At 64.7% G+C, this 19,727-nt stretch carries 23 protein-coding genes; 13 read left to right on the top strand and 10 right to left on the bottom strand.

The features are described 5' to 3' along the window. The first annotated feature begins 194 nt into the window (after positions 1–194). Complete coding sequence (locus tag FJ950_RS20735; RefSeq protein ID WP_015314951.1) at positions 195–836, top strand: LysE family translocator; 642 nt, start codon at positions 195–197, stop codon at positions 834–836. Here FJ950_RS20735 and FJ950_RS20730 read toward each other — a convergent pair. Genes FJ950_RS20730 through rlmN form a run of 3 tightly spaced genes read right to left on the bottom strand, consistent with a single transcriptional unit; the run spans position 808 to position 2,959 of the window. Continuing rightward, complete coding sequence (locus tag FJ950_RS20730; RefSeq protein ID WP_140618252.1) at positions 808–1,281, bottom strand: hypothetical protein; 474 nt, start codon at positions 1,279–1,281, stop codon at positions 808–810. The genes FJ950_RS20735 and FJ950_RS20730 overlap by 29 nt on opposite strands. Continuing rightward, the gene (locus FJ950_RS20725; protein WP_140618250.1) at positions 1,278–1,727 is read right to left on the bottom strand and encodes a hypothetical protein; all 450 of its coding nucleotides are present in this window, start codon (positions 1,725–1,727) and stop codon (positions 1,278–1,280) included. Before FJ950_RS20725 ends, FJ950_RS20730 begins: the two co-directional genes overlap by 4 nt. Next, complete coding sequence (gene rlmN / locus FJ950_RS20720) at positions 1,724–2,959, bottom strand: 23S rRNA (adenine(2503)-C(2))-methyltransferase RlmN (protein ID WP_140618248.1); 1,236 nt, start codon at positions 2,957–2,959, stop codon at positions 1,724–1,726. Before rlmN ends, FJ950_RS20725 begins: the two co-directional genes overlap by 4 nt. Positions 2,960–3,237: 278 nt before the next feature. Between rlmN and FJ950_RS20715 the strand changes: the two genes are divergently transcribed. After that, a complete protein-coding gene (locus tag FJ950_RS20715) occupies positions 3,238–3,537 on the top strand; it encodes a hypothetical protein (RefSeq protein ID WP_140618246.1) in 300 nt (99 codons plus the stop codon). 81 nt (positions 3,538–3,618) lie between these two features. Here the strand turns inward: FJ950_RS20715 and FJ950_RS20710 are convergent, their stop codons facing one another. After that, the gene (locus FJ950_RS20710; RefSeq protein WP_015314946.1) at positions 3,619–4,176 is read right to left on the bottom strand and encodes a DUF305 domain-containing protein; all 558 of its coding nucleotides are present in this window, start codon (positions 4,174–4,176) and stop codon (positions 3,619–3,621) included. A 126-nt stretch (positions 4,177–4,302) separates the two neighbouring features. On the opposite strand from FJ950_RS20710, the gene FJ950_RS20705 reads away from it, so the two are divergent. Continuing rightward, complete coding sequence (locus FJ950_RS20705) at positions 4,303–5,658, top strand: chloride channel protein (RefSeq protein ID WP_140618244.1); 1,356 nt, start codon at positions 4,303–4,305, stop codon at positions 5,656–5,658. A gap of 54 nt (positions 5,659–5,712) precedes the next feature. Here the strand turns inward: FJ950_RS20705 and FJ950_RS20700 are convergent, their stop codons facing one another. From FJ950_RS20700 to FJ950_RS20690, 3 genes are all read right to left on the bottom strand, one after another. After that, positions 5,713–6,216: an invasion associated locus B family protein gene (locus FJ950_RS20700; RefSeq protein WP_015314944.1), complete on the bottom strand. Its 504-nt coding sequence runs from the start codon at positions 6,214–6,216 to the stop codon at positions 5,713–5,715. Between the two features lie 286 nt (positions 6,217–6,502). Then, positions 6,503–6,865: a YkvA family protein gene (locus FJ950_RS20695; protein ID WP_015314943.1), complete on the bottom strand. Its 363-nt coding sequence runs from the start codon at positions 6,863–6,865 to the stop codon at positions 6,503–6,505. A 138-nt stretch (positions 6,866–7,003) separates the two neighbouring features. Further along, positions 7,004–7,300, bottom strand: a complete 297-nt coding sequence (locus FJ950_RS20690) for a 4a-hydroxytetrahydrobiopterin dehydratase (protein WP_015314942.1) — start codon at positions 7,298–7,300, stop codon at positions 7,004–7,006. A gap of 50 nt (positions 7,301–7,350) precedes the next feature. Between FJ950_RS20690 and FJ950_RS20685 the strand changes: the two genes are divergently transcribed. Beyond that, positions 7,351–7,869, top strand: a complete 519-nt coding sequence (locus tag FJ950_RS20685) for a low molecular weight protein-tyrosine-phosphatase (RefSeq protein ID WP_015314941.1) — start codon at positions 7,351–7,353, stop codon at positions 7,867–7,869. Here the strand turns inward: FJ950_RS20685 and thpR are convergent. Further along, on the bottom strand, positions 7,773–8,369 hold the full coding sequence (gene thpR / locus FJ950_RS20680) for an RNA 2',3'-cyclic phosphodiesterase (RefSeq protein WP_140618242.1): 597 nt from the start codon (positions 8,367–8,369) through the stop codon (positions 7,773–7,775). The genes FJ950_RS20685 and thpR overlap by 97 nt on opposite strands. A gap of 139 nt (positions 8,370–8,508) precedes the next feature. Next, positions 8,509–9,153, bottom strand: a complete 645-nt coding sequence (locus FJ950_RS20675) for an arylesterase (RefSeq protein ID WP_015314939.1) — start codon at positions 9,151–9,153, stop codon at positions 8,509–8,511. Between the two features lie 85 nt (positions 9,154–9,238). On the opposite strand from FJ950_RS20675, the gene FJ950_RS20670 reads away from it, so the two are divergent. The 4 genes from FJ950_RS20670 to FJ950_RS20655 all read left to right on the top strand — a co-directional run bounded on the left by FJ950_RS20670 (position 9,239) and on the right by FJ950_RS20655 (position 14,168). Continuing rightward, entirely contained in the window at positions 9,239–9,934 is a 696-nt protein-coding gene (locus FJ950_RS20670; protein ID WP_140618240.1) for an ABC transporter ATP-binding protein, read from the top strand. Then, positions 9,934–12,483 (top strand): ABC transporter permease, encoded by a 2,550-nt coding sequence (locus FJ950_RS20665; RefSeq protein WP_140618239.1) that lies wholly within the window; start codon positions 9,934–9,936, stop codon positions 12,481–12,483. The genes FJ950_RS20670 and FJ950_RS20665 overlap by 1 nt, the downstream gene beginning before the upstream one ends. A 227-nt stretch (positions 12,484–12,710) precedes the next feature. Then, complete coding sequence (locus tag FJ950_RS20660; RefSeq protein ID WP_015314936.1) at positions 12,711–13,484, top strand: Bax inhibitor-1/YccA family protein; 774 nt, start codon at positions 12,711–12,713, stop codon at positions 13,482–13,484. A 105-nt stretch (positions 13,485–13,589) separates the two neighbouring features. Further along, positions 13,590–14,168: a GNAT family N-acetyltransferase gene (locus FJ950_RS20655; RefSeq protein WP_140618237.1), complete on the top strand. Its 579-nt coding sequence runs from the start codon at positions 13,590–13,592 to the stop codon at positions 14,166–14,168. A 75-nt stretch (positions 14,169–14,243) separates the two neighbouring features. Here the strand turns inward: FJ950_RS20655 and FJ950_RS20650 are convergent, their stop codons facing one another. Beyond that, positions 14,244–14,624 carry a DUF2794 domain-containing protein gene (locus FJ950_RS20650; protein WP_015314934.1) on the bottom strand — a complete coding sequence of 127 codons (381 nt, stop codon included), beginning with the start codon at positions 14,622–14,624 and terminating at the stop codon, positions 14,244–14,246. Positions 14,625–15,153: 529 nt separating this feature from the next. On the opposite strand from FJ950_RS20650, the gene FJ950_RS20645 reads away from it, so the two are divergent. The 5 genes from FJ950_RS20645 to FJ950_RS20625 are packed head-to-tail and all read left to right on the top strand — an operon-like array spanning position 15,154 to position 19,712. Then, a complete protein-coding gene (locus FJ950_RS20645) occupies positions 15,154–15,813 on the top strand; it encodes an XRE family transcriptional regulator (RefSeq protein WP_015314933.1) in 660 nt (219 codons plus the stop codon). A gap of 35 nt (positions 15,814–15,848) precedes the next feature. Continuing rightward, the gene (locus FJ950_RS20640; protein ID WP_181171355.1) at positions 15,849–16,919 is read left to right on the top strand and encodes an extracellular solute-binding protein; all 1,071 of its coding nucleotides are present in this window, start codon (positions 15,849–15,851) and stop codon (positions 16,917–16,919) included. 23 nt (positions 16,920–16,942) lie between these two features. Further along, positions 16,943–17,806, top strand: a complete 864-nt coding sequence (locus FJ950_RS20635) for an ABC transporter permease (protein WP_015314931.1) — start codon at positions 16,943–16,945, stop codon at positions 17,804–17,806. Continuing rightward, positions 17,806–18,603, top strand: a complete 798-nt coding sequence (locus FJ950_RS20630) for an ABC transporter permease (RefSeq protein ID WP_015314930.1) — start codon at positions 17,806–17,808, stop codon at positions 18,601–18,603. The genes FJ950_RS20635 and FJ950_RS20630 overlap by 1 nt, the downstream gene beginning before the upstream one ends. After that, a complete protein-coding gene (locus FJ950_RS20625) occupies positions 18,600–19,712 on the top strand; it encodes an ABC transporter ATP-binding protein (RefSeq protein ID WP_140618235.1) in 1,113 nt (370 codons plus the stop codon). The genes FJ950_RS20630 and FJ950_RS20625 overlap by 4 nt, the downstream gene beginning before the upstream one ends. Positions 19,713–19,727 lie beyond the last annotated feature (15 nt).

Here is a 19,727-nt window from a genome sequence, read left to right as displayed (position 1 = left end):
GGGCTTGATCGGGAGGACCGATCCCGGGGCCATGCCGCCGGTTACCAGGCGCTCAAGACCGCCGCCTGTAAGCTGGCGAAATGTAAGCTGGCGAAACTGGCCGAACCGCTCCACTCCACCGGAGGACGCGCTGGCCCCATCTGGCGCCGGCGAGACGGGTCCTGTATAGCCGACGCGTTCCCCCGGGGCCTGCCATGTCCTTCATTCCCGACACCACCACGCTGATCCAGTTCGCCATCGCCACCGTGATCCTGGCGATCACGCCAGGCCCCGACATGACGCTGTTCGTGTCGCGCACGCTGAGCCAGGGCCGCGCCACCGGCTTTGCCTCGATGGCCGGCGCGCTGTGCGGCACGCTGATCCACACCACGCTGGTGGTGGTCGGCGTCTCGGCGCTGATCGTCGCCTCGCCGATGGCTTTTTTCGTGCTGAAGATCTTTGGCGCCGGCTATCTCGTCTTCCTCGCCTGGCAGGCGATCGCCAAGGGCTCGGCTTTCTCGCCGGAAAAGAAGACCGGCCCGCGGATTTCCTTGTTGCGCAGCTGGGCGGCGGGACTCGGCGTCAATTTGCTCAACCCGAAGATCATCCTGTTCTTCATGACCTTCCTGCCGCAATTCGTCTCCGCGCACGATCCGAACGCGCCGGGGAAGCTGTTCTTCCTCGGCTCCATGTTCATCGTGCTGTCGATCCCGGTGACGGTACCGATGGTGCTGGCGGCGGAAAAATTCTCGGCGGCGATGAAAGCCAGCCCCCGTGTGACGCGGGTGGTCGACTATCTCTTCGCCGGCGTGTTCTCGGCGTTCGCGCTCAAGATTCTGACGGCTCAGGCAAAGTAGAGACCTTCCGCCAGCTTCCCGCCCAGCGCCCGGCGGCAAGCCAATAGAAGATCCCACCGACCATGCCGCCACCGAGCACCGCCATGATGGCGCTGGCTTCGGTGACCGCGAAAGGGGAATCGCGGACATTGTCGACGAGGCCGAGGAAAACCCCCGCTACCACCGCGCCGGCGAGCGCGTAGAACAACCAGTCGCGCCGGCCGAGGATTTCGGCAATCAGGATGATGATCGCCGCCGGCATGAAGCCGAAATAGGCGACGAACAGGGCGACGAAGGGAATTGAAAAATAGAGCGATGCCGTTGCCGCCGGATGCGCTTGCGCCGGCGCGTAGCCGAGCGAGGCCAGGAACAGGATGTTGAGGAAGGCGCTCGCCGCCAGCGAGGCGATGGCATAACCGAATAGGATGATGGCGAAGCGCACGATGCAGGCGACGAGACGGTTCATCGGGGATCACTGCCCGTGAGACGACCGGAGCTGCGTCCGGCCAGAAGCCAGTAGACCCAGCCGGCGGCAATGCCGGCGGCGGCCAGAAAACCCAGGAAGCCCGGATTGAAAACGAAGCCTCCGGCGGAGCCCGGCACAAAAACACCAAAGGCGATCGACGTGACCGCGCCCGTGACGGCGAAGTAGAACCATCCTCGCAGCGCCAGCCGTTCGGCGACGAAGATCGCCGGGCCGACGATCAGCAGCGCGCAGATCGCCACGGTCAACACGGCGAGCGGGAAGGAGGCCAGCCAGTCGAATGTGAAAATGATCGACCAGTTGCCGTCCTCGATCCCTGCCAGAAGAACGATCAGCAGTACCGGCACCAGGATTGAGGTCAGCACGGCGGCGAGGTAGCCGACTGCGATCATGGCGAAGCGTGTGAGGCCGGCGGCGAGACGGCTCACACCTCGCCGTGCCCCGCGATCATCATGGCTTCCAGCGCCAGCCGGTCGACCTTGCGCATGCGTTCCGATTCCGACTTCAGCTGGCCGCAGGCGGCCAGGATGTCGCGGCCGCGTGGCGTGCGGATCGGCGAGGCATAGCCGGCATTGTTGATGTAGTCGGCGAACTTCTCGATCGTCTCCCAGTCCGAGCACTGGTAGTTGGTACCCGGCCACGGGTTGAACGGGATCAGGTTTATCTTGGCCGGAATCCCCTTGAGCAGCTTGATCAGCCCCTTGGCGTCCTCGATGGAATCGTTGACGTCCTTCAGCATCACATATTCGAAGGTGATGCGCTTGGCGTTGGAGAGGCCGGGATAGGCGCGGCAGGCGGCGATCAGCTCCTTCAGCGGATACTTCTTGTTGATCGGCACCAGAAGGTCGCGCAGATCGTCATTCGTCGCATGCAGCGAGATCGCCAGCATGACGCCGATCTCCTCGCCGGTGCGGAAAATCTCGGGCACGACGCCGGAGGTCGACAGCGTGATGCGACGCTTCGACAGGGACAGGCCGTCGCCGTCGGAGGCGATCAGCAGCGCCTTCTTCACCGCCTCGAAATTATAGAGCGGCTCGCCCATGCCCATCATGACGATGTTGGACACTTTCCGGCCCTCGGCCGGCACGATGGCGCCATCCGGCGTGTCGCGGTCGGGGAAGTCGCCGAGCCGGTCGCGCGCGGTGAGCAACTGCGCCAGGATTTCTTCCGCGGTCAGGTTGCGCACCAACTTCTGCGTGCCGGTGTGGCAGAACGAACAGGTCAGCGTGCAGCCGACCTGCGAGGAGATGCAGAGCGTGCCACGGCCTTCCTCGGGGATATAGACGGTCTCGATCTCGACCGGCCGGCCGGCGCCGCGGGGCGGAAAGCGGAACAGCCACTTTCGCGTGCCGTCGGCGGAAATCTGCTCCTCGACGATCTCGGGCCGGGCGACGGTGAAATGCTTGTCGAGTTCGGCGCGCAGATCCTTGGAGATGTTGAACATGCCGGCGAAGTCGGAAACGCCACGCACATACATCCAGTGCCAGAGCTGCTGGGCGCGCATCTTTGCCTGGCGCTCCGGCACGGTGCCGGATTCGACAAGAGCGGCGGCGAGTTCCGTCCGCGTGAGGCCGATCAGCGATGGCTTTTCGGTCCGCGCGGCACGGCCGCGCAAGGCGTCACGGGCGCCTTCGGCGGTAAGGTCGAGTGAAAGGGTCATGGTTGCACAGATATAAGCGGTTTGCGGCCGATTTCATCCATCGGCCCGATATGAAGCGCGGCGCATAGCACAGGTTGAGCGCGAAGTCATGCCGTGCACGCCAAACTGGGGTCCGCCGTCGGTGTCCCGATCGCCACCGTCCCCGTGAAGGACGATCGCCGCCGGGGGACGCGATGTCGTTGGCGGCGATCACTTAGTCGTGTTGGCGTAACGATCCCCATCGCGCCTTCGAACCCTGAATGGGGCAACTGTGCCCCTACAGAATGGGAGTATGCAGGATGAAATCGATCAAGCTCGCCGTCGTTGCCGGCTTCGCCGCTCTTTGCGCCTCGCAGGCGTTTGCCGAGGACACGATGGGCACCATGAGCATGATGAAAGGCGGGCAAGTGACGGCGATCATGCCCGACGGGCATATGGGCACCATGACGCCGGACGCGAAGATGGGCGCCGACATGATGAAGATGGCCAAGCCGATCAAGCACTGCATGATGATGATGACCGACGCCAAGGGCAAAGCCTACATGATCGACACCTCGACCAAGAAGACCCAGGCCGAATGTGAAAAAATGGCTATGTGACGATCCCGCAAGGATTTTCCCGCCGGCTTGGAGGCCGGCGGGGACGAGCGGCTTCCATATTCCGCGCGTCCATCCCCGCGCCTACCTGTCGATGGAGAGCGTATCGATCCCGGTGCTCTGGTCGGTTTCCGGCGGTGGCGGCGCGGCCCCGAGGGCTCGGTAGGACGGCAGGTCGGGAGCGCCGGCCGCCACGGGATTGGCGTCGAGCCGCGCGATCAGACGCTTCATTTGCGTGATCTCGCGCACCTGGGCGTCGATGATGCCGTCCGCCAGCTTTCGCACCTCCGGGTCGCGGATATGGGCGCGTTCGCTGGTCATGATCGCGATCGAGTGGTGCGGGATCATGGCCTTCATGTAAGAGACGTCGCTCACGGTTTCCTGGCTCCTGACCAGCCACAAGGCACCAGCGAATACCAGCATGCCGCCGATGACGATGCCGACATTCGCGGCCACGCTCTCGTACATCCCCCACATGAAGCCGATCATGACGATGGCCATGGCGGCGCCCATCACGATGGCCATCCACACCCGGGTCTGGCTGAAGAAAACATGATCCAGCGCATAGGTGTTCAGGTACATGAGCCCGTACATGAGGACCGTGGAAACCAGGATCATCGCGGCGAATCTGACATAGCTCATGACTGCGGGCTCCTTGTTCAAAGGGACACAACCGCGACGGTGGGCTTTTGATCCCGTCGATCGGCAGACTCACACTTGATCGGCGTCATGCCTGTGTTAGGGCTGGGTTTTCCCCCGAGGATAGACATGGCCGGCCAATCGCGAAAACACCCCATGCTGCGGCGTTCGCGCGCCATGTGGGCCTCGCGCCGCGTCTGGCAGCCACGTCTGGTGTTCTGGGCCGGTGCGATCTCGATCGGCTTGATCAGCGTGCTCTTTGCCGTGCTGGCCGACAAGGCGCAGGCGCTGTTTCATGTCGTGATCGGCAATGACGGCGGCTGGCGTTTCTATCTGCCGCTGGCCATCACGCCGCTCGGCTTTGTGCTGTGCGCCTGGCTGGCGCACGCCTTCTTCCCGGGCTCGCAAGGCAGCGGCATTCCGCAGGCGATCGCCGCCCGTCACCTGCGCGACGATGACGACCGCAGCCATATCCTGTCGCTCAGGCTGGTGGCGGGCAAGATCGCGCTCACCCTTGTCGGCCTGTTCTGCGGCGCTTCGATCGGCCGCGAGGGACCGACCGTGCAGGTCGGCGCGTCGCTGATGCTGCAGGCGGCGCGTTGGGGCGGCATGGCGCAGGCGCGCGGCCTGATCCTGGCCGGCTCGGCGGCGGGCATCGCGGCGGCGTTCAACACCCCGCTCGCCGGCATCGTCTTCGCCATCGAGGAAATGGGCCGCACCTATGAGGCGCGCACCAACGGGCTGGTGCTGACCGCGGTCATCCTGGCCGGCCTCGCCTCGCTCGGCGTGCTCGGCAACTACACGTATTTCGGCGTGTCCAAGGAGACGATCTCGTTTGCCGTCGACTGGCCGCTGGTGATCGCCTGCGGCGTCATCGGCGGCGGCTTTGGCGCCTTGTTCTCGTTGCTGGCGTTGAAGGCGACGCGGCGTATCCGACGCTGGAACGCGCTGCAGCCGCTGTGGCGCGCGCTGCTGGTGGCCGCGATCTGCGGACTGGCGGTCGCGGTGATCGGTATCGCCTCGGGCGGGCTGACCTTCGGCACCGGCTACGCGCAGGCGCGCAGCGCGGTCGAAGGCATGCCGCTGCCCTGGTTCTTCTTTGCCGAGAAATTCGCGGCCGGCCTGCTGTCGATGATCTCAGGCATTCCCGGCGGCATCTTCGCGCCCTCGCTGGCGGTCGGCGCCGGCATCGGCAGCTCGCTCGGCCTGATGTTCGGGAGCAGCGCGGGCGTCGCGGCCCTGCTCGGCATGGCGGGCTATTTCGCCGGCGTCGTGCAAGCGCCGATGACGGCTTTCGTCATCATCCTCGAAATGACCGGCAATCACGACAATGTCATCGGCCTGATGCTGGCTTCGATGCTGGGCTACGGCACGGCGCGGCTGATCTCGCACGAGCCGCTTTATCACGCCCTGTCGCGGGTGTTCATCGCCGAGGCGATCCGGCGGCGGCGGGCGGAGGCCGCACCGGAATCAGGGCTGGGCTGAAAAAGCAAAGGCCGGGCGTTACGGCCCGGCCTTCGGTTCAAAAACGAAGATAGCCTATTTGCACTTGGCGATCGAGGACAGCGCCGCCGAAATGCCCTTAAGCGAGAAGACATAGTTCGTGGGATTGCCGCGGCCCGACTTCGCCGACACCTTCATGTCGGTTCCGGTCTTCATCGCGGCGATCAGCACTGGCTCTTCCGCCGCGTTCTCGACCCAGGCCGATTTGCCGCGCGTGAACATCGAGAAGCTCTTCTTGTCGATGGTGACGGTGGCCTTGGAACCTTCCTGGAAATTGTAGCCGGCGATGAACTGAGGCTCATAGGACACTTGCTGGCCGGGCCGCTGGCTGACGAAGAAGAACATGTCGCCATGGTCGAGCGTCGGCGGCTGCTTGTCGGTCGGCACGGTCAGCACGTAGCAGACCTTGCCGCCCGAAGCCTGGTAGCTGTAGGTGCCCCAGGCATTGTGCTGGCCGATCTTGGTCGCCTGCTGCGCCAGCGCCGGCGCCGCCGAGGCCGCCAGGACCAGGCTCGAAACTAGTGCAATCAATCCGCGCATCGTTTTTCCCGTATTCCAAATGGTGCGGAGGCGGGCCGCGTGGCGTCCTGCCGTCGCTTCATTTTGATTTAATCTGGGTTACCAAACGGTGAATTTCCCAAGAGAAAAGGACCTTCACCCCAGGAAACCGCCGCCATTTCCGCGCCGCCGCCTTGTCAGCGACCGGCTCGGTGTCCCTTTGGCGACTTGGAGGCCACGAAAACGGCAAGAGTTTGACTTCTAACCCGCCGCTGAACGCCCCTGTCCAGCGGTCGAGCCGTCGCGGCGGGATTCGGCCGGCGGGACTTCAGCTCTTATCGGCGATGGCGTCCTTGGCGGCTTGCCGGTGCGCGGGCGTGATATGGGCGCTGACGGCGGTGATCGCGGCGGTCAGCACGGCGATGTCGTCGGTGAAGCCGAGACCGAAGATGAAGTCGGGGATGAGGTCGACCGGCAGGACGAAATAGCCGAGCGCGGCCACCAATATGCCCTTGGCGCGCAGCGGCGTCTTCTTGTCCATGGCGCAGTAATAGGCAGCGACGACATCTTCCATGAACGGAATCTGCCGAGCGGCCTTCCTGGCCGTGCGCCAGAACTTTTCGCGCACTTCGCCTTCGCCGGCCAGCTTGTCGCCAAAGCCGAAGAAATCAAAACCGGATTCTTGCGCCATCAATCTCTCCTTGCGGGCCTCATGCGCGTCTCAGCGCACGTCCGCCGATCAAAATGTGGTGAAAGCTTAACCCGGCTGCAAGATGCGGGCGCCGATTTGCCGGGTCCGCGCCGGGCCTGGACGTTGGACAGCCCGTGTTCAGCCGCCGAAATAGCGGTTCATCTTCTTCGCCAATTCGATGTCGAGCGCCGTCACGCCGCCGGCGTCATGCGTATTCAGGGTAACGCTGACGGTCTTGTAGACATTCGACCAATCGGGATGGTGGTCCATCTTCTCGGCGGTCAGCGCCACCCTGGTCATGAAGGCGAAGGCTTCGGAGAAATTGGCGAAGGTGAAGGTGCGGCCGATCGAGGCGCCGTCGTCCGCCAGTGCCCAGCCATCAAGCCCTGTGAGCGCTGCTTCGGCGGCCTCCCTGCCCAGTTTCTCTCTCGTCATGTCCGCTTCCCGTGCTATTGGGCTGAAGTCGTCACCATAGCGCCGGATCCATGATCGCGAAGCCCATAAATTCCATTCTTTTCGTCTGCCTCGGCAACATCTGCCGGTCGCCGCTGGCCGAAGGCATCCTTGGCGCCGTGCTGGCTGAGCGCGGATATGGCGGCGATATCGTGCTCGATTCGGCCGCGACCAGCGGCTGGGAGGTCGGCTCCGCTCCCGACCCGCGCTCGATCGCCATCGCGTCTCACCATGGCATCGACATCTCGCGGCAGCGGGCGCGCAAGATCATGCCGGAGGATTTTCACCGCTTCGACCTGATCTTCGGCATGGACCGGTCCAACGTCGCCGACCTGAAGGCGCTGGCGCCGGCGGCGGTGCGCGACCGTATCCACCTGTTCCTGGAATTCGCCGAGGGAAGGCCGCGCGATGTACCGGACCCCTACTATGAGGACCAGCAAGCGTTTGCCGAGGTCTATCGCATGATCCGCGAGGCGTCGGAGGTGCTGGCGACACGGCTGGCGGCACGCGTATCGACGCCGGACAGCGGCCATGCCTCCTCGACAATATAGGGGCCGCCACCCACCGAATCGCGCGACGACATCAGCACGAAACGGCCGATGCGGAACGGCAGCGTCGAGAAATTGCCGCGCGCCGACAGATATTGGGCGACGTCGAGCGGGCTCGAATTGCGCAGCCGCGCCAGCGTCACATGCGGCATGAACCTGCGCGGATCGGCGGGAATGCCGAGCCGCTGGCAGATGCGCTCGATTTCGGCCTGAAGAGCCGCCATATCGGGCGAGGGCGAAGCGCCGGCCCACACCGCATGCGGCTTCTTCTGGCCGAAAGCGCCGACACCGGACAAGGTCAGCGAGAAGGAAGGGCGATGCACCCGGTCGAGCGCGTTGGCGATCTCGTCGGCGACATGGCCCTGGACGTCGCCGATGAAGCGTAGCGTCAGATGGTAGTTTTCGACGTCGATCCAGCGGGCCCCGGGCAGGCCGCCCCGGAGCAGGGACAGCGAAAGGGCGGCATCACGCGGAATTTCGAGGGCGGTGAAAAGACGCGGCATGAAGAGCCTCCCTTCCTCGAATCGAAACTGTCATCCCTAGCGAATCATCGATAATCAAATGGAGCAAGTGGTTTGTTGGTCGCGGATGCAATCTACATGCAATCTAAAGCTTCCGCGGCGGAACCGGTTCCATCCGACGTCACGATCCGCCTGGCGCCGCCGCCATGGCCTTCTCGACGGTAGGCAGGATGCGTTCGACCATCAGGTCGACGCCGCGAGCACTCGGATGCAGGCCGTCCTCGAGCTGCAGGCCGGGCTGGCCGGCGACGCCGTCGAGGAAGAACGGGTAGAGCGGAACATCGTATTTGCCGGCCAGGTCGGCAAAGATGGCGTCGAAGGCGCTCTGGTAGTCGGCCCCGAGATTGGGCGCCGCCCGCATGCCGGCCAGCAGCACGGCAATCTTGCGCTCTTTGAGCCTGCCTAGCATCTCGTCCAGGTTCCGTTTCGTAATGTCGGGCGCGACGCCGCGCAGCATGTCGTTGGCGCCGAGTTCGAGGATCACCAGCTGCGTGCCCTCAGGCACCGACCAGTCGAGCCGCGCCAGGCCGCCGCTGGAGGTGTCGCCGGAGACGCCGGCATTGGCGACGATGACGTCATGGCCCTTGGCGCGAAGTGCTGCCTGCAATTTGTCGGTAAAGCCCTCGCCCGGGCCAAGGCCGTACCCCGCCATCAGGCTGTCACCGAAGCCGACGATCTTGAAAGGCGCGGCGCGCGCCGACGAAATGCCGCCGCAGATGGCGAGGAAAACGACCAGACCTGCGGCAAAGCGGCGTTTGAAAGACATGCGGCAGGCCCCATATGACAGAGAATTCTTCCGGCGATGGCTTCCGACAGGCAGAGCCTCCCTTTCCATATAGGACGCTTTCATTTTGACAGAAGCCGTCATCGCGCTGAAAGACGTATCCCTGACACTCGGCGAAGGCGCTTCGTCGGTTCATGTATTGAAGGGCGTCAGCCTCGACGTCGCGCGCGGCGAGGCGACGGGCATCGTCGGCCCGTCGGGGTCCGGCAAGTCGACATTGCTGATGGTGCTGGCCGGGCTGGAGCGGGTCGATTCCGGTACGGTGCGCATTACCGGCGAACTGCTCAACGGTAAAAGCGAGGACCAGATCGCTTCGTTTCGCGGCCGAAACATTGGCATCGTGTTCCAGTCCTTCCACCTCATCCCCAATATGACGGCGCTCGAAAATGTCGCCGTGCCGCTGGAACTGGCCGGCCACGCCGATCCCTTCTCGGTGGCGGAGCGGGAACTGGCGGCCGTCGGCCTCAGCGACCGCGTCACCCATTATCCCGGCGAGCTCTCCGGCGGCGAGCAGCAGCGCGTGGCGATCGCCCGGGCGCTGGCACCATCGCCGCGCATCCTGATCGCCGACGAGCCGACCGGCAATCTCGATCAGGCGACGGGGCGGCAGGTCGCCGATCTGCTGTTCGCCAAGGCCGCCGAACGCGGCATGACGCTGGTGCTGGTCACCCACGATCCGGCGCTCGCGGCGCGCTGCTCGCGCCAGGTTTCGATGCGCTCCGGCCGGATCGAGGCGCCGCCGCCGGTCAGGGTCACCGCCTGATGCCGCTGGCGCGGACCCTTAAGCTTGCCATCCGCTTCTCGCTGCGCGAGATGCGCGGCGGCCTGTCCGGCTTCCTCATCTTCCTCGCCTGCATCGCGCTCGGCGTGGCGGCTATCGGCGGCGTCAATTCGGTGGCCCGCTCCATCACCGCCGGTGTCGCCGATCAGGGCCAGACGCTGCTCGGCGGCGATCTTCGCTTCCAGATCAACCAGCGCGACGCCAGCCAGGCAGAACTTGGCTTTCTCGACGGGCTGGGCGTGGTTTCGCATACCGCCGGCATGCGCTCGATGGCGCGCCTGGCTGACGGATCCGACCAGGCGCTGGTCGAGGCCAAGGCTGTCGACGAGGCCTATCCGCTCTATGGCGCGCTGGAAACCGAACCGGTGCTGACGAAGCAGGAACTGTTCGGCAGGCAGTTCGGCGTTTTCGGCGCCGCGGCACCCGATCTCTTGTTCGAACGGCTGCATCTCAAGATCGGCGACCGGCTGAAGCTCGGCACCGCCACGTTCGAACTGCGCGCCAGGCTGGTGGCCGAGCCCGACGCGGTCTCCGACGGGTTCGGCTTCGCGCCAAGGCTGATGATCTCGACCGAGGGCCTGGCCGCCACCGGGCTGATCCAACCGGGCAGCCTGGTCGAGAACGCCTACAAGGTCCGGCTGCCCGCCGGTGCCGACGAGGCGCGGCTCAAGGCCATCCAGGACCGGGCGGCCAAGGATTTTCCGCAGGCCGGCTGGTCGATCCGCACGCGCAGCAACGCCGCACCGGCGCTATCCTCCAATATCGAACGCTTCTCCCAGTTCCTGACGCTGGTCGGGCTCACCGCGCTGGTGGTCGGCGGCGTCGGCGTCGCCAATGCGGTGCGCGCCTATCTCGACGGCAAGCGCGGCGTCATCGCCACCTTCAAGAGCCTGGGGGCGTCCGGCGGCTTCGTCTTTGCCGTCTACCTCGTGCAGATCCTGATCATCGCGGCACTTGGCATCGTGCTCGGCCTGGTGCTCGGGGCGCTGATGCCGTTCGCGGCGAGTGCCGCGCTTCAGTCGGTCATTCCGGTGCCGGCGCAGGGCGGCTTCTATCCCGGCGCGCTCGCCATGGCGGCCCTGTTCGGCCTGCTGGTGACGCTGGCCTTCGCGCTGTTGCCGCTCGGTCGCGCCCGTGACGTGCCGGCAACCGCGCTGTTCCGGGAGATGGGACTGGAAGGCCGGGGCCTGCCGCGCCCCGTCTATGTCGTTTGCGCGCTCGGCATCGCGCTTTTCCTGGCAGCGCTGGCGATCCTGTTTTCGGGCGACCAGCGCATCGCCTCGATCTTCGTCGGCGCCACCGTTTTTGCTTTCCTGGTGCTGCGTCTCGTCGGCGGACTGGTGCAATGGGCAGCCCGGAAAAGCCCGCGCGTGCGCTTTGTCGCGCTCAGGCTCGCCATCGGCAACATCCACCGGCCGGGGGCGCTGACGCCCTCGGTGGTGCTGTCGCTGGGGCTTGGGCTGACGCTCTTGGTGACACTGGCGCTGATTGACGGGAATCTCAGGCGCCAGATCTCCGGCAGCCTGCCGGAGCGGGCGCCGAACTTCTTCTTCGTCGACATCCAGGGCAGCGAAGTCGATGCGTTCTCCTCGCTGATGGCGAAGGAGGTGCCGCGGGGAACGCTGACCAAGGTGCCGATGCTGCGCGGCCGGGTCATGGCTCTCAACGGCGTCGATGTCGACAAGGTCAAGGTGCCTGCCGAGGGCGCCTGGGTGCTGAAGGGAGATCGCGGCCTGACCTATGACACCAGGCAGCCGGAAAACGCGACGCTGACAGAGGGCAAATGGTGGGCCGACAACTATGCCAGCGAGCCGCTGGTTTCGTTTTCCGACAAGGAAGGCAAGGAAATCGGGCTGAAGCTCGGCGACACAATCACCGTCAATGTGCTCGGCCGCAATGTCACCGCCCGCATCGCCAATTTCCGCCAGGTCGAGTGGGAGACGATGGGCATCAATTTCGTCATGGTGTTCTCGCCCAACACATTCGCCGGCGCCCCGCATGGCTGGATAGCCACGCTCACCGAAAAGAACGCCTCGGCGGCCGACGACGCGCGCGTCCTCAACGCCGTCACCCGCGCCTTCCCCGCCGTGACGACGGTGCGGGTCAAGGACGCACTCGACATCGTCAACCGGCTGGTCGGCCAGCTCGGCACGGCGATCCGGGCGGCGGCCGGCGTGGCGCTGATCGCCTCGGTTCTGGTGCTTGCCGGCGCGCTTGCCGCCGGCAACCGGGCGCGCATCCACGACGCTGTGGTGCTGAAGACGTTGGGCGCCACCCGGCGAACGCTGATCACGGCATTCTCTCTGGAATACATGCTGATCGGACTGGCCACCGCCATCTTCGCGCTCGCCGCCGGCAGCGCCGCCGCCTGGTTCGTGGTCGCACGCATCATGACGCTGCCATCGCATTTCATGCCCGAGGTGGCGGTGGCGACGATTGCCTTTTCGCTGGTGATCACGGTCGGCATCGGCCTTGCCGGCACCTGGCGGGTGCTCGGCCACAAGGCGGCACCCGTGCTGCGAAACCTCTGATTCGCCGGCGGGCGCCGCCTGCCCGGGTTAAATCTTGGTAAGAATGCCGTCCGAAACGGCCGGCGAAGCGGCATTTTGGCCTGTCACGAACCGTTACACCCGGTTACGGTCTTGTTCTTGACGCGAATAACCATCATATTCCGCGCAGGCATGCTGGAGCCCCCCAGCGGCGCCTGGGTCCGCAAGAGGCCCGACACCGGACGGGGCAGAAGCAACGAGGATTTCCAATGGCTGATCCCATTCGCAACTATCAGACGTCGGCGGTGCCCGGCGTCCGCGCCGACATCGACCAGGGTCTGCGCGCCTACATGATCAAGGTCTACAATCTGATGGGGCTTGGCCTGCTCATCACCGGCCTTGCCGCCGTCGGCACGATCATGCTGGCCACCACCACCGATCCGGCTTCGGCCGTCGCGACGCTGCCGAGCGGCGAGATGCTGACCTCGTTCGGCTACGCGATCTTCGGTTCGCCGCTGCGCTGGGTTGTCATGCTGGCTCCGCTGGCCGCCGTGTTCTTCCTGTCGTTCAGGATCCAGTCGATGAGCGTCGCCGCCGCGCAGACCACCTTCTGGGTCTATGCCGGTCTGGTCGGCCTGTCGCTGTCGTCGATCTTCCTGGTCTACACCACGGCCAGCATCTCGCAGACCTTCTTCGCCACCGCCGCGGCCTTCGGCGCGCTGTCGCTGTTCGGCTACACCACCAAGCGCGACCTGTCGGCGATGGGCTCGTTCCTGATCATGGGCGTGTTCGGCATCATCATCGCCTCGGTGATCAACATCTTCCTGCAGTCGTCGGCACTGACCTTCGCCGTCTCGGCGATCGGAGTGCTGGTCTTCGCCGGCCTCACCGCCTACGACACGCAGAAGATCAAGGAGATGTATTTCGAGGGCGACGCTTCCGATGTCGCGGGCCGCAAGGCCATCATGGGCGCACTGTCGCTCTACCTCGATTTCATCAACCTGTTCATGTTCCTGCTCCAGTTCATGGGCGACCGCCGCTAAGCGGTATTGGACCATCGACTCCTGGAAGGGCGGCCCAACGGCCGCCCTTTTCTTTTAAGCGGGCCTCTGCTGTTATCGAAAGCACAAAAGAGGCTTGCATAAAGAATGAGCAACATCGCGATCAGGCCGGCGACCCCGGCCGACCTCGACGCCATAACCGAAATCTACGCCGACGCGGTCGCCAACGGCACGGCGAGCTATGAACTGGAGCCGCCCAGTCGCACCGAGATGGGGACGCGATTCGCCGCACTCGCGGCCGGCGGCTTTCCCTATCTGGTGGCGGAAAAGGCAGGCGCCGTGCTTGGCTATGCCTATGCCGGCGCCTTCCGGCCGCGCCCGGCCTATCGCTTCATCGTCGAGGATTCGGTCTATGTCGCGCCTGACGCCAAGGGCCAGGGTGTCGGCCTGAAGCTGATGCAAAGCCTGGTCGCGGCGGTCGAGGCGGCGGGCTTTCGCCAGATCGTCGCGGTGATCGGCGATGGCCGCGCCGACAGCGCCTCGGTCAGGTTGCACGAGAAGCTCGGCTTCCGTCATTCCGGCCGCCTCGAAGGCTCCGGCTACAAGCACGGGCGCTGGTTGGACACGGTATTCATGCAGCTGTCGCTCAACGGCGGGGCATCGCTGCCACCTGATCCGGATTCGCTGCCGGAGCGGAAGTTCCGGAAGGGGGAACTGAAGAATTGAGGAACAGGACACGCGGCGCCTGACGTAAGCGCCCCTTTTCCTTCGTTCCTCAATTCTTCAGTTCGCAATTCACCCCTATACCAGCTTCAGCTTGCTGTCGAAGACGCCGAGCACGCGGCCAAGCTCCTGGCCGCGTTTGAGGATGCGCCCGCCCGCCGCGATGACGGCGAAGGCGCCTTGCTTGCGCGCCAGTTTCGGATCCTTGACGATCTGGAACAGCGGCACTTCGCTGGCACGGCGGAAGACGGAAAAGACAGCGCGGTCGGTGAGGTGATCGATGGCGTAGTCGCGCCATTCATTGGCCGCGACCATGCGTCCGTAAAGCCTGAGGATCTGGTCCAGTTCGCGCCGGTCGAAGCGGACCGGCTGGTCGAGGCGTGCGCTGCGCGCCTCGTGCAGCGGGATCAATATTGCGGATGCGTCTCCATCCCCCATCCCGCCGCCGTCATCGATCATGCCTGCCTCGATCCTTCAAAATGAATCTTTGCCAACCAAAGTTGGCCCCTTCGCATCGCAATTGCAAGAGCCGGAGAAGCGAAGGCAGCGGCGCGCCGTTTCCGTTGCGTCCAGTCACGTTTGTGAAACGCGTGTTGGAATTGGTGATGCTTCGCCACATTTCCGCCTTTTTTTATCCGCGCTCCTGCCCCAATGTCCGACGAATTTACCGGCGTTGCCTGAGACGGTTCGGTCCGGCACCGGCTCGTAAACCCCAAGCCCCCCGCCCACGGGTCTGCGTCGGATCGAACCAACCTCGGCCTTTTCCTCGGAAAAGCCAGGTGCGACGATCCCAAAACCTAAATGACCGACGTCAGAAGCAAGCTGACGTCGGTTTTTTCGTTTTTGGGCCTTGCACCCGGGACTGCGCGCCGACGGCATCGGCGTAGGGCCGAAAGCGGCCAATCCCGTGTGGCCATTCAATTCTGCCGACCGTGCTTGCCATTTTCCGTTCCACTTAATAGGGTGTTAAGTGAGAACGGAGACGACAATGCCACACGCATCGGGCTCCCCAGTAAAACAGTTGAATGGCGGCGCGGCCGTGCCGGAGGCCGGCGGCGTCGGCCCTCGTATCAAGGCATTGCGCATGGCGCGGCGCGTCTCGCTGCGCCAGCTTGCCGACATGACGGGCACCACGGCGAGCTTCATCAGCCAGCTCGAGCGCAATCTGTGCGGCGCCAACACCGGCACGCTGCTCAAGATCGCCGCCGCTCTCGATCTCGGCATCAACGATCTGTTCGAGGACAATGCCCGTCCCCTGCACAAGGTGCTGAGGCGCGAGGAGCGGCCGGTCGTTCCGGTCGGCCTTCAAGGCCGCAAGATGCTCCTGTCGCGGCGGCCGATCCATCAATTCGAAGTCTATGCCGGCCATTTCGAGGTTGGCGGCTCGACCGGCGACGAGACCTATGTGCATGGCGGCGAGCACGAAATGTTCATGGTGCTCAAGGGCACCGTCGAACTGACGCTTGCCGACGAGCGCCATCTGATGCGCGAGGGCGACAGCGTCGAATACGCAACCTCGGTGCCGCACCGGACCGTCAATGTCGGCGACACGCCGGCCGAGGTGCTCTGGATCATCGCGCCGCCGACGGCCGGCGCGCTCGAACTCGATCGATACAGGCCCGGAAACCGCTCGCATCCGGGTGAATGAAAACAATGCGAGTTCTGCAAATGGGAGAGATGATCATGAAACTGAGATTTGGACATGCGGCGGCCGTCGCCGTGCTTATGGCGGCGACCGCCGCGCTCGCGCAATCCAAGCCGGTGGCGGGAGAGGTCGCCGAAGGCTCGCTGAAGGGCAAGACGCTGACCCTCGTTTCCTATGGCGGCATCTACCAGGACGGCCAGGCGGCGGCACTCAAGGAGTTCGTCGACAAGTCCGGCGTCAAGCTGCTCAATGACGGCCCGACGGAGATCGCCAAACTGCAGGCGCAGGTCGAGTCCGGCAATGTGACCTGGGACGTCGTCGATACCGACGACCTGCCGCCCTATGTCTATTGCGGCAAGCTGTTCCAGAAGCTTGATCTGACGAAGCTCGACGTCTCGAAAATCCCGGAAGGCCAGGTCGGCGAATGCTCGGTGCCGGCGATGAACTACGGTGTCGTGCTGATGTACAACAAGGAAAAGTACGGGGATAATCCGCCCAAGAGCTGGGCCGACTTCTTCGATACCCAAAAATTCCCCGGCGTGCGTGGCATCGACGGCTCCGGCAGCCCGACCGGTGGCCTGCTGGAACAGGCTTTCAAGGTTGCCGGCGGCGATCCGAAGGCGATGACGGTGGCCGATATCGACAAGGCCATCGATGTGGTCCGCAAGCTCGGCCCCGACACGATCTTCTGGAAGACGGGTGCCGAATCGCAGCAGCTCGCCGAATCCGGCGAGGCCGACATGCTGATGATGTGGACGGGCCGCGCCATGACGGCGGTCAAGAACGGCGCCAAGTACGCACCCGCCTGGCAGGATTGGCTGGTGGTGATGGACCAGATGACGATTCCGGTCGGCGTCAAGGATACGGATGCGTCCTACGCGCTGCTCAATGCCTATCTGGGCAAGCATGCCCAGGAGATATTGGCGGAGAAGACCTCCTACACGCCGATCAACAACGACGCGCAGCCCAAGGTCGACGCTTCCGTCGCCGCCTACCTGACCAATACGCCTGAACGCCAGAAGCAGGGCTACAAGCAGAACTTCAAGTTCTGGGTCCCGAACTTTGCGGTGGCGCAGGAGAAGTGGTCGGCGCTGATGGCCGGCAACTGACCGGCTGACGGGAAGCAAGGGCCGTGAGCGCGTCCGAGCCAATCATTCCGGCCGCCGAAAGGCGCAGGGCATGGCGGCCGTTCGCGCTCGCGTTGCCGGCCCTGGTCCTGCTTTTCGCGGTGATCGGCTATCCGCTGCTGACCATCGTGCTGCGCAGCCTGTCGGAACCGGAGTGGGGAGCGCAGAACTATGTCTGGTTCTTCAGTGCGCCGATCAACCTTGTCGTGCTCCAGCGGACCTTCGTCATTTCGGCGTGGGTCACGCTGGTGTGCGTGGTTTGCGCTTATCCCTACGCCTATCTGATGACCGCGGTCGGGCCCCGCGTTCGGCTGGTGCTGCTTTTGTGTGTGCTGATCCCGTTTTGGGTGAGCGGCGTGGTGCGCACCTTGTCCTGGGTGATCCTGCTCCAGGATTCAGGCGTCATCAACTCGGTCCTGCGGTCGCTCGGGCTCGGTGGCGTCAGGCTGATCCGCACCCAGACGGGCGTGGTCATCGGCATGGCGCAGGTGCTTTTGCCGTTCATGATCCTGCCGCTCTATTCGGTCATGAAAGGCATCGATCTCAGGCTGATGCGCGCGGCGCAAAGCCTTGGCGCGCGGCCGTCCCGCGCCTTCTTCACCATCTACCTGCCGCTGTCGTTGCCGGGCGTCTATGCCGGGGCGATCATCGTCTTCATCCTGGCGCTCGGCTTCTACATCACGCCGGCTTTGCTGGGCGGTCCGCGTTCGACCATGCTGTCCACCCTGGTGCAGACACAGGTGCTCAGCCTGCTGCAATGGGGCCGTGGCGGCGCCATGGGCGTGGTGCTGCTGGTCACGACCTTCGTGCTGCTGGCGCTCGCCGCGCCCGTCATGCGGTCCCGGTACCGGGAAGCGGAGCGGCGCTGATGGAGATGAAGCCGCTCACCCGCGTCATCCTCGGCCTTGTCTGCCTGCTGGTGGCCATATGGCTGGTGGCCCCGACGCTGGTCGTGGTGCCGATGTCGTTCAACGAGAACAAGTCGCTGGCGTTTCCGCCGCAGGGCTTTTCCTGGCAATGGTACCAGAATTTCGCCACCAGCCCGGACTGGTCGAGCAGCTTCCTCAATTCGCTGAAGGTCGCCTCGATCGTTGCCGTGCTGGCAACCGTGCTCGGCACGCTTGCCGCCTTCGGCCTCGACCGCATGAAGGCGCGGCCGGCAAACCTGCTGCGCATGCTGATGTTGACACCGATGGTGGTGCCGGGCGTGGTGCTGGCCATCGGCATCTACGCGGTCTATCTCGATACGCGGCTTGTCGGCACGCTGCTCGGCTTCGTGCTCGCCCACACCATCCTTGCGCTGCCCTTTGTGCTGATTGCCGTCTCGGCCAATCTCGAAGTTTTCGACAGGCGGCTCGAGACAGCCGCGGCGAGCCTCGGCGCCAGCGCGCTCACCACCTTCCGCACGGTGACGCTGCCGCTGATTGCACCCGGCGTGCTGTCGGGCCTGCTGTTCGCCTTCGCCACCTCCTTCGATGAGATCGTCGTGTCGCTGTTCATCACCAATCCCTACCTCAAGACATTGCCGGTGCAGATCTTCGCTTCCATCACGCGCGACGCCGACCCGACGGTCGCGGCCGTCGGCACGATCCTGTTGTTTGCCACCACGATCCTGATCGGCGGCGGCATGCTTCTTCTTGGCCGCGAGCGGAAAGGACGCCAATGACCCCGGGGCAAGACAGCAGGGGCGCGGCGATCGATCTCAGGTCGATCAGCAAGGCCTATGGCAGCTTCAAGGCGCTGGACGGCGTGTCGCTGCACATCGAGGCCGGCGAGTTCATGACGCTGCTCGGACCAAGCGGCTCCGGCAAGACGACGACGCTCAACGTCGTCGCCGGCTTTACCGAGGCCAGTTCCGGCGCGCTGGAAGTGGGCGGCAAGAGCGTCGTCGGCGTGCCGGCGCACAAGCGCAACATCGGCGTCGTCTTCCAGCATTACGCGCTGTTTCCCCATATGACGGTGAGCCGCAACGTCGCCTATCCGCTCGCCTTGCGCGGCGTGGCGGGAGCCGAGCGCGAACGCCGCGTGCGCCAGGCGCTCGACATGGTCAAGATGGCGGATTTCGGCCATCGCTTCCCCAGCGAGCTTTCGGGCGGCCAGCAGCAGCGCGTGGCGCTGGCCCGCGCCATCGTCTTCGATCCGCCGCTGCTGTTGATGGACGAGCCGCTCGGCGCACTCGACAAGAAACTGCGCGAATGGCTGCAGCTCGAGATCAAGCGCATCCACCGCGAACTCGGCACCACTTTCGTCTATGTAACGCATGACCAGGAAGAGGCGCTGGTGCTGTCGGATCGCATCGCCGTGTTCAACCGGGGCCGCATCGAACAGATCGGTACCGGGCGCGAGCTGTATGATGAACCGGCGACGCTGTTCGTTGGCAAGTTTATCGGCGATTCCACCGTGCTGCGCGGGGCCGCCGCCACCTCGGGCCAGGAGACGGCGATCGAAATATCAGGCCAGACGGTGACAACCGCCAAGCGTCTCGCCAATGGCGGCAGGCCAGTCATGCTGCTGCGCCCCGAAAAGCTGGCGCTCGCCCGCCCTGGTGCTGGCGGCGACGGCCGCAACCGGCTCACGGGCCGTATCGGCGAAGCCATCTATCTCGGCTCCGGCTCAAAATACGAGGTCGACCTGGCCGACGGCTCGAAAGCCATCGTGCGCTCGACGCTGGAAGCAGACAGTTTCGCCATCGGAGACGAGGTCGAGGTGCTGTTCGCCGGCGCCGACGTGAAGCTGCTCGCCGACGACGACAAGGCTGACCTGACGCTCACCTGATTTCGGAACGGATTT

It is taken from the genome of Mesorhizobium sp. B2-3-14, assembly GCF_006442175.1.
In the GTDB taxonomy this organism is placed as follows: domain Bacteria; phylum Pseudomonadota; class Alphaproteobacteria; order Rhizobiales; family Rhizobiaceae; genus Mesorhizobium; species Mesorhizobium australicum.
The sequence above is the reverse complement of the archived record's forward strand: the minus strand, read 5'-3'. Positions and strand labels throughout refer to the sequence as shown.

Bases quoted from the DNA above. Each gene is read 5' to 3' on its own strand.
- FJ950_RS20735 (WP_015314951.1), top strand. From the start codon at position 195: ATGTCCTTCATTCCCGACACCACCACGCTGATCCAGTTCGCCATCGCC.
- FJ950_RS20730 (WP_140618252.1), bottom strand. From the start codon at position 1,281: ATGAACCGTCTCGTCGCCTGCATCGTGCGCTTCGCCATCATCCTATTC.
- rlmN (WP_140618248.1), bottom strand. From the start codon at position 2,959: ATGACCCTTTCACTCGACCTTACCGCCGAAGGCGCCCGTGACGCCTTG.
- FJ950_RS20715 (WP_140618246.1), top strand. From the start codon at position 3,238: ATGAAATCGATCAAGCTCGCCGTCGTTGCCGGCTTCGCCGCTCTTTGC.
- FJ950_RS20710 (WP_015314946.1), bottom strand. From the start codon at position 4,176: ATGAGCTATGTCAGATTCGCCGCGATGATCCTGGTTTCCACGGTCCTC.
- FJ950_RS20705 (WP_140618244.1), top strand. From the start codon at position 4,303: ATGGCCGGCCAATCGCGAAAACACCCCATGCTGCGGCGTTCGCGCGCC.
- FJ950_RS20700 (WP_015314944.1), bottom strand. From the start codon at position 6,216: ATGCGCGGATTGATTGCACTAGTTTCGAGCCTGGTCCTGGCGGCCTCG.
- FJ950_RS20695 (WP_015314943.1), bottom strand. From the start codon at position 6,865: ATGGCGCAAGAATCCGGTTTTGATTTCTTCGGCTTTGGCGACAAGCTG.
- FJ950_RS20690 (WP_015314942.1), bottom strand. From the start codon at position 7,300: ATGACGAGAGAGAAACTGGGCAGGGAGGCCGCCGAAGCAGCGCTCACA.
- FJ950_RS20685 (WP_015314941.1), top strand. From the start codon at position 7,351: ATGATCGCGAAGCCCATAAATTCCATTCTTTTCGTCTGCCTCGGCAAC.
- thpR (WP_140618242.1), bottom strand. From the start codon at position 8,369: ATGCCGCGTCTTTTCACCGCCCTCGAAATTCCGCGTGATGCCGCCCTT.
- FJ950_RS20675 (WP_015314939.1), bottom strand. From the start codon at position 9,153: ATGTCTTTCAAACGCCGCTTTGCCGCAGGTCTGGTCGTTTTCCTCGCC.
- FJ950_RS20665 (WP_140618239.1), top strand. From the start codon at position 9,934: ATGCCGCTGGCGCGGACCCTTAAGCTTGCCATCCGCTTCTCGCTGCGC.
- FJ950_RS20660 (WP_015314936.1), top strand. From the start codon at position 12,711: ATGGCTGATCCCATTCGCAACTATCAGACGTCGGCGGTGCCCGGCGTC.
- FJ950_RS20655 (WP_140618237.1), top strand. From the start codon at position 13,590: ATGAGCAACATCGCGATCAGGCCGGCGACCCCGGCCGACCTCGACGCC.
- FJ950_RS20650 (WP_015314934.1), bottom strand. From the start codon at position 14,624: ATGATCGATGACGGCGGCGGGATGGGGGATGGAGACGCATCCGCAATA.
- FJ950_RS20645 (WP_015314933.1), top strand. From the start codon at position 15,154: ATGCCACACGCATCGGGCTCCCCAGTAAAACAGTTGAATGGCGGCGCG.
- FJ950_RS20640 (WP_181171355.1), top strand. From the start codon at position 15,849: ATGAAACTGAGATTTGGACATGCGGCGGCCGTCGCCGTGCTTATGGCG.
- FJ950_RS20630 (WP_015314930.1), top strand. From the start codon at position 17,806: ATGGAGATGAAGCCGCTCACCCGCGTCATCCTCGGCCTTGTCTGCCTG.
- FJ950_RS20625 (WP_140618235.1), top strand. From the start codon at position 18,600: ATGACCCCGGGGCAAGACAGCAGGGGCGCGGCGATCGATCTCAGGTCG.